The 7,750-nt window shown below is 64.3% G+C and carries 6 protein-coding genes and 1 pseudogene; 3 read left to right on the forward strand and 4 right to left on the reverse strand.

Annotated elements, in window-relative coordinates:
* Window positions 1-18: 18 nt before the first annotated feature.
* Window positions 19-1,422, forward strand: coding sequence for an MATE family efflux transporter (locus tag FJ471_RS05630; protein ID WP_140802168.1), 1,404 nt, complete (start codon window positions 19-21; stop codon window positions 1,420-1,422).
* 36 nt (window positions 1,423-1,458) lie between these two features.
* Here FJ471_RS05630 and FJ471_RS05635 read toward each other — a convergent pair.
* The 4 genes and pseudogenes from FJ471_RS05635 to speB form a co-directional block, all read right to left on the reverse strand.
* Window positions 1,459-2,103, reverse strand: a pseudogene (locus FJ471_RS05635) (amino acid ABC transporter permease); the annotation flags it as partial.
* Window positions 2,100-2,768, reverse strand: a complete 669-nt coding sequence (locus tag FJ471_RS05640; RefSeq protein ID WP_140802169.1) for an amino acid ABC transporter permease — start codon at window positions 2,766-2,768, stop codon at window positions 2,100-2,102. The pseudogene FJ471_RS05635 and the gene FJ471_RS05640, both read right to left, overlap by 4 nt.
* Window positions 2,769-2,856: 88 nt before the next feature.
* Window positions 2,857-3,666, reverse strand: coding sequence for a transporter substrate-binding domain-containing protein (locus FJ471_RS05645; protein ID WP_140802170.1), 810 nt, complete (start codon window positions 3,664-3,666; stop codon window positions 2,857-2,859).
* 75 nt (window positions 3,667-3,741) lie between these two features.
* Complete coding sequence (gene speB, locus FJ471_RS05650) at window positions 3,742-4,797, reverse strand: agmatinase (RefSeq protein ID WP_140802171.1); 1,056 nt, start codon at window positions 4,795-4,797, stop codon at window positions 3,742-3,744.
* Window positions 4,798-5,014: 217 nt separating this feature from the next.
* Between speB and gcvA the strand changes: the two genes are divergently transcribed.
* Complete coding sequence (gcvA, locus tag FJ471_RS05655; RefSeq protein WP_140802172.1) at window positions 5,015-5,989, forward strand: transcriptional regulator GcvA; 975 nt, start codon at window positions 5,015-5,017, stop codon at window positions 5,987-5,989.
* A 199-nt stretch (window positions 5,990-6,188) separates the two neighbouring features.
* Window positions 6,189-7,493 carry a nicotinate phosphoribosyltransferase gene (gene pncB, locus FJ471_RS05660; protein ID WP_140802173.1) on the forward strand — a complete coding sequence of 435 codons (1,305 nt, stop codon included), beginning with the start codon at window positions 6,189-6,191 and terminating at the stop codon, window positions 7,491-7,493.
* Window positions 7,494-7,750: the final 257 nt, after the last annotated feature.

Here is a 7,750-nt window from a genome sequence, read left to right on the forward strand (position 1 = left end):
TTCTGAAAGAGCGGAACAATGTCTGCGATCGAAGCCGGCGCTCGCGCGCCGGAAAATCTTTGGCGTCAGGAAATCAGGGCGACGATCGCGCTCGCCTGGCCGATGGTGTTGACCAACCTCGGCCAGACCGCCATGACCGCGACCGACGTCATGATGATGGGCCGTCTGGGGTCCGACACGCTCGCCGCCGGCGCGCTCGGCTCCAACCTCTATTTCATGCCGCTGATCTTCGGCCTCGGCCTGATGCTGGCGACCTCGCCGATGATGGCGACCGAACTCGGCCGCCGCCGTCATTCGGTGCGCGACCTGCGCCGCACGGTGCGCCAGGGACTGTGGCTGGCGATCCTGATCTCGATCCCGATCTGGCTTTTTCTCTCGCATGGCGAAGAGGTGCTTTTGGCGATGGGCCAGAAGCCCGAGCTAGCGCATCAGGCCGGCATCTACCTGCATTGGCTGCAATGGGCGGTGCTGCCCTTCTATTTCTATATCGTGCTGCGCTCCTTCATCTCGGCGCTGGAGCGGCCGGGCTGGGCGCTGATCATCGTGTTCGTCGCGGTCGCCTGCAACGCCTTCTTCAACTGGGTGTTCATGTTCGGCAATCTCGGCATCAGGTCGATGGGCATTGCGGGCTCCGGCCTCGCCACCACTTTGTCCAGCACGCTGATGTTCATCGGCATGGCGGCGGTGGTGATCAAGGAGAAGAAGTTCCGGCGGTACCGTCTGTTCGGGCGCTTCTGGCGCTCCGACTGGCCGCGTTTCCGCGGCCTGCTCAGGCTCGGCATGCCGATCGCCGGCATCCTCGCCTTCGAGGTGACGATCTTCAACGCGGCGGCCCTGCTCATGGGCCTGATCGACGCGGATTCGCTGGCCGCCCACGCGATCGCCATCCAGATCGCCTCGATCTCCTTCATGGTCCCGCTTGGGCTCAACCAGGCGGTCACTGTCCGGGTCGGACTGGCGCATGGCGCCGGCAATCCGGAAGGGGTTTCGCGCGCCGGCTGGACCGCCTTCGTCATCGGCGTCTCGTTCATGGCGCTGATGGGCCTGGTGATGATCCTGTGGCCGCATGCGCTGATCAGCGCCTTCATCGATCTCGGAGATCCGGCCAATGCCAGGGTGATCACCTTGGCCGTGTCGTTCCTTGTATTTGCCGCCCTGTTCCAGATTTTCGACGGCGCCCAGGCGGTGGCCGCCGGCATGCTGCGCGGCCTGCACGACACCAAGGTGCCGATGATCTACGCGGCGATCGGCTATTGGGGCGTCGGCCTGCCGCTCGGCGTGCTGCTCGCCTTCCACTTCGGCTTGAACGGCGTCGGCATCTGGATCGGCCTGGCCACAGGGCTCGCCGTGGTGGCGGCGCTTTTGCTGGCGCGCTGGCTGCGGCGCGATCGGATCGCGCCGGCGCTGTCCTTCGGGCATTGACGAGAAAGGCTGCCGGTCTAGCCGGCAGCCTTTCTCGCGCGCCCCTGCGCGCCGCTCCAGCCGCCGCGCGTATTGCGTCAGCGGGAAGCACAGGACGAAGAAGATCAGCGCCACCAGCCCGTAGACCTTGAACGGCTCGAAGGTCGCGTTGTTGATGGCGTTGGAGGTCCTGACCAGTTCCTCGAAGCCGATGATCGAGGTCAGCGCCGTCGATTTGATGAGCTGCACCAGGAAGCCGACGGTCGGCGCCCGAGTGATCGCGAAGGCTTGCGGCAGGATGATCAGCCGAAGCTCCTGCAGATAATGCAGCCCGAGGCTGGCGCCGGCATCCCATTGGCCGCGCGGCAGCGCGTCGACGCCGCTGCGCCAGATCTCGGCCAGATAGGCGCTGGCGAAGAAGGTCAGCCCGAGCACCGCCGCCGTCCACGGCTCGATGCGAAGGCCGAGCATCGGCAGACCGAAGAACATCAGAAACAGCTGCATCAACAGCGGCGTGCCCTGGAACAGCGCGATATAGCCGGAGGCGATCCGCTTCACCCATTTATTCCGGGCGATGCGGAAGAACAGCACCGCCAGCCCGACCAGCGCGCCGCCGATGAAGGCGGCGAGCGACAACAGCACCGTCCAGCGCGCTGCGAGCAGCAGGTTGCGCAATATGTCCCAGAAGGTGAATTCGATCATGACACGCCGGCTCCAAGAACGCGGCGCCCGCCGCCGACCAGCAGCCGGCGCAGCCCCATCGACAGGCCGAGATAGACCATCGTTACGACGAAATAGGTCTCGAAGGCGCGAAACGTGCGCGCCTGCAGCATGTCGGCCTCGTAGGTCAGCTCGCGCACCGCGATCTGCGACACCACGGCCGATTCCAGCATCATGATGACGATCTGGCTGGTCAGCGCCGGATAGATCACTTTCAGCGCCTGCGGCAGCACGATCTTGACGAACACCTGGCGAGGCCTGAGCCCAAGCGCCAGCGCTGCCTCGGTCTGGCCGCGCGGCACCGCGTCGAGCCCGGCGCCGACGATCTCGATCGTATAGGCCGCCATGTTGAGCGTCATCGCCAGCATCGCGGCCAGGATCGGGTCGAGCCTGATGCCGAGGCTGGGCAGGCCGAAGAAGATGAAGAACAGCTGCACCAGGAACGGCGTGTTGCGCATCACCTCGACATAACAGCCGATCGCCAGCTGAAGCGGCCTGGGGCCGTTTCTCTTTCCCGCCGCGCCGAGGATGCTGAGAAAGGTACCCGCGAGCGTGGTGACGGCGATCAAAAGGACCGTCGTCGCCGCGCCGCGCGCGATCGCGCCTGCCGCACCCGCAAGCCAGCCGAAGTCCAGGCTGTAGCCCATGGCGATTGACCTTGTTGGACAGCGCGTTGCGCAGGAAACAAAAGCGGGAGCGGTTCAGCGCTTTATGCGAACTGAACCGCCCGGGAGATCAATCCTTGAGGTTGTCGGGATTGAGCGGCGTCTTCAGCCAGGCCTTCGAGCTTTCGTCCAGCTTGCCGTCGGCCAGCATCTTGGCGACCGCATCGTTCACCGCCTTCTTCAGCCGATCCTCGTTCTTGTTGAGGCCGATATGCGAGGGCGAGGTGAGCAGCTGGAATTTCTGCTCCGGCTTCAGCGCATCCTGCTTGGCCAGCACCTGGGCGCCGACATCGTTACCGACCACCATCAGCTGGGTCTGGCCGGAGATGAAGGCCTGGATGACGGAATTGTAGTTGTCGAAGCGGCGGATGTCGGCCGAGGCGGGCGCCGCCTGGGTCAGCGAGGTGTCCTCCAGCGTGCCGCGGTTGACGGCGATCGACTTGTCGGCGAGGTCTTCCTTGCCTTTGACGGCGAGCTCGGCCGGGCCGATGACGGCGATGTAGTAGGGCGCGTAGGCGGCGGCGAAATCGATCACCTGCTCACGCTCCTTGGAGTAGCCGACGCTCATCAAAATATCGACGCGCTTGTCGGTGAGATAAGGGATGCGGTTCTGGCCGGTGACGCTGACCAGGTTGAGCTTCACCTTGAGTGAATCGGCGATCGCCTGCGCGACGTCGACGTCATAGCCCTTGATGCTCATGTCGGCGCTGGCAGAGGAGAAGGGCGGGAAGTCCGAGAAGATGCCGACATTGATGGCGCCGGCCTTGGTGATGTCGTCGACGGCGTCGGCCTTCGCGGCCTGGGTGGCGAGGCCGAAGCCTGCCGTCGCGAGCATCAGCGCCGCAGCGATGGATGATTTGAACTTGGCATGAAGAGTCATTGTTGTTCCCCTGCTGGAAGCTTGTTGTTGAAACCGGCCGCCGGCTCCAGCGCGGCGGCCGTAATTGGTTTGGCTTTAGCCCTTTTTGATTGCGGGGCTGAACACCATCAGGCTCAGGATCTCGAACAGGACCTGGGCGCCGACATGGGCGGTGTTGGTGGTCGCGTCATATTGCGGCGCCACCTCGACGACGTCGCCGCCGACGATGTTGAGGCCCTTCAGCCCGCGCAGCAGCTCCAGCACCTCGCGCGTCGTCAGGCCGCCGACTTCCGGCGTGCCGGTGCCAGGCGCGAAGGCCGGATCGATGCTGTCGACGTCGAAGGAGATGTAGGTCGGGCCGTCGCCGACGATTTTGCGCGCCTTCTCGATGATGGCCGGAATGCCGAGCCCGGTCACCTCCTCGGCATGCACGACCGTCATGCCAGACTCATAGGTGAACTCCCACAGATATTCGGCCGAGCCGCGGATGCCGATCTGGATCGTGCGCGAAGGATCGAGCACGCCGTCCAGCACCGCGTTGCGGAACGGGCCGCCATGGTGGAACTTGGTCATGTCGAACAGCCCGCTGGTGTCGCAATGGGCGTCGATATGGATCATGCCGACCGGAGCTTGTCTGCCGACCGCCTTCAGGATCGGATGGCTGATCGAGTGGTCGCCGCCGATCGAGAGCGGCAGCACGCCGGCGTCGACAATCTGGTTGGTGCGTTTTTCGATGTCCTCGTGGCTGATCTCCAGCCGGTAACGGCTGCGGAACGGCGTGTCGCCGATGTCGGCGACGCGAAGCTCATGCGTCGGCGCGCATTCCAGCACATGATTGTAGGGGCCGATGCGCTCGATGGCGCGCAGCGCGCGCGGCCCGAACCGCGAGCCGGGGCGGTTGGTGACACCGAGATCCATCGGCACGCCGATCATCGCCACCTGCAGGTCGCCGAAATCCGGGTTCTCGGCGGCGATTTCGCGATAGGGCGCGGCGAGGAAGGTCGGGATGCCGGAATAGGGGGCGAGGCGCGTGCCGGACTTGTTGAAGATCTTGTCGGCGACCTTGCGGAATTTCGGGTCGAACATCTCGCCGCCATGGCTCTCGCCATATTTGCGGCGCAACGCTTCGAGCTTGCCGCGATCGTAACCCATGTCCAATCCTCCTCTTGCCTGCTTGCAGCGTGGCCCGCATGGACGATTTGCCAAGCCAGCCTGTTGTCCGGCTGGATCGTTGCCCGCCGGCTGCGCTGCGGATTTCACGTCTCTTGAAGCTGTTCCGGGTAAAAGTGTCGGGCAGCCGCATTGAAAAATCAATTGATATTGTTAGGGTCCTGGTTGTGAGAAAACCTCACAACGTAGGAGCCCTTCCATGGCCAAGCGCCTGCCGCCGCTGAACCCGCTGCGCGCCTTCGAGGCCACGGCGCGGCACGCCTCGCTGACCAAGGCGGCGGGTGAGCTGAATGTCACCCACGGCGCCGTCAGCCACCAGATCAAGGCGCTGGAGCAGTCGCTCGGCGTAAAGCTCTTCGAGCGCACCGGCCAGCGCGTGAAGCTGACGCCGCATGGCGCCGAGTTCCTGCCGGCGGTCTCGGCCGCCTTCGACGGCATCGCCGCCGCGACGCAGCGGATGACGCGGCCGGCAAGCGCCGGCGCGCTGTCGGTATCCTGCGTGCCGGCGCTGCTCTTGCTCTGGATGACGCCGCGGCTCGGCTCCTTCACCGCGCAATATCCCGACATCCAGCTCACGCTGATCCCGTCCAACGATCCCAAAGACATCCGCGCCGCGGGCATCGACGTCTGCGTGCATTATGGCGACGGCAGCTGGAGCGACTGCTGGATACGCAAATGGTCCGGGCTCGAACTGTTTCCCGTGGTCAGCCCGACGCTGATCAACAACCGCCCGATCCGAAGCGTGCGCGACCTTGCCGATCATGTCTTTCTGCATGGCGACGACGGTCGCGAGTGGCACACCTGGCTGGCCGCCGCCGACGCGCTCGATCTGGAACGCGGCCGCCGCCACCATCTGGGCGATGCGCGCATGGCGACGGAGGCCGCCGTGCACGGCCATGGCGTGGCGCTCGGCGATTCCGTCACGGCGCGCGCCTTGCTCGCCAGGGGCATGCTCGTCGCGCCCTTCACCCTGTCGGTGCCGGCGGTCGACGATTTCTACGTCGTCTGCCGCAACGAGATGCGCTCGGCGCCGATCGTCCAGCTTTTCGTCGACTGGCTGTTCGCCGAGAAGGAGCAGGACGAGGGCCGCGCCGACGCGCCGGTGGCCGGCCGTGTGCCCAGCCGCAGGAAACGCCCGTCGCTCAAGGTTATCGGGGCCAGAACCGCGTCTTGATGGCTGGACTTGCATAGCTGCTTTTTGTCGGGCCAGCTTGCAAAGCAGCAAGCGCGTTCGGAAATACGGTGCTAAGAGGCAGTTGGCTAAGGCAATTCCAGGAAAACCGCGCGGCGGTCTTCCATCCGGAATTGCTCGAACAAGGATTTGAAGCGTGGCGCCTGCGTTTCGGTGCGCTGCGCTTTATGGATGAGCGAGCATGGCAAAGACCGATATAGCGCGGCGCGTCTATAACCACACGTGGAAGCTGGACCCGATCGTCCGCAGCCTGCTGGACACCGATTTCTATAAGCTGCTGATGCTGCAGATGATCTGGGGCATGTATCCCAAGGTCGACGCCACCTTCACATTGATCAACCGCACGACCTCGGTGCGCCTCGCCGACGACATCGACGAAGGGGAACTCCGCGAGCAGCTCGATCATGCCCGTACGCTCCGCTTCTCCAAGAAGGAGATGATCTGGTTGGGCGGCAACAACTTCTATGGCCGCAAGCAGATCTTCGAACCGGAATTCCTCGCCTGGCTGGAGGATTTCCAGCTTCCGGACTACGAGTTGTCCAGGCGCGACGGCCAGTACGAGCTCTCCTTCCCCGGCCCCTGGATGTACACGACGCTCTGGGAAATCCCGGCTTTGGCCATCATCAACGAGCTGCGCTCCCGCGCGGCCATGCGCTCCTACGGCCCGTTCGCGCTGGACGTGCTCTACGCCCGCGCCAAGGCCAAGATGTGGGCCAAGACCGAGCGGCTGAAGGCGCTGCCCGGCATCCGCATTTCCGACTTCGGCACCAGGCGCCGCCATTCCTTCCTGTGGCAGCGCTGGTGCGTCGAGGCGCTGAAGGAAGGCATCGGCGACGCCTTCACCGGCACCTCCAACGTGCTTCTGGCCATGGACAACGACCTGGAAGCACTCGGCACCAACGCGCATGAGCTGCCGATGGTCTTCGCGGCGCTTGCCAATTCCGAGGCGGAGTTGCGCGAGGCGCCCTACAAGGTGCTGCAGGACTGGCAGCGCTATTATGGCGGCAACCTCCTGATCGTGCTGCCTGACGCTTTCGGCACGGACTCCTTCCTGCGCGACGCGCCGGACTGGGTCGCCGACTGGACCGGCTTCCGCCCCGACAGCGCGCCGCCGATCGAGGGCGGCGAAAAAATCATCGACTGGTGGCGCAAGAAGGGCAAGGACCCCAAGCAGAAGCTGCTGATCTTCTCCGACGGTCTGGAGGTCGAGACCATAGAGGAGACCTACCGGCATTTTCGCGGCAAGGTGCGCATGTCCTTCGGCTGGGGCACCAACCTCACCAACGATTTCGAAGGCTGCGCCCCGACCGAAACCGACAGCCTCGATGCGATTTCGCTGGTCTGCAAGGTGACGGAGGCCAACGGTCGGCCAGCGGTGAAGCTCTCCGACAATCCCGCCAAGGCGACGGGGGACGAGAAGGAGATCAAGCGGTATTTACGCATCTTCGGCGAGAAGGGGCGGGTGGAGCAGCTGGTGAAGGTGTGAGGGCTACTCCCTGTGACTTGTGCGTATCCCGCATCGTCGAGCAATATTGCGCGGCTGGATAGGTCGAGTTCCTTCACCCCCCTCTCTGTCCTGCCGGACATTTCCCCCTCAAGGGGGGAGATTGGCAGTTTCGGCGCTGGTTCTTTCTTAGCAACGTCGAAGATTGGCGAAAGCGGAGACGAAAGCTTAATCTCCCCCCTTGAGGGGGAGATGTCCGGCAGGACAGAGAGGGGGGTGAAGGAACTCGACCTATCCAG

Source organism: Mesorhizobium sp. B2-7-1, from assembly GCF_006440735.1.
Taxonomy (GTDB): domain Bacteria; phylum Pseudomonadota; class Alphaproteobacteria; order Rhizobiales; family Rhizobiaceae; genus Mesorhizobium.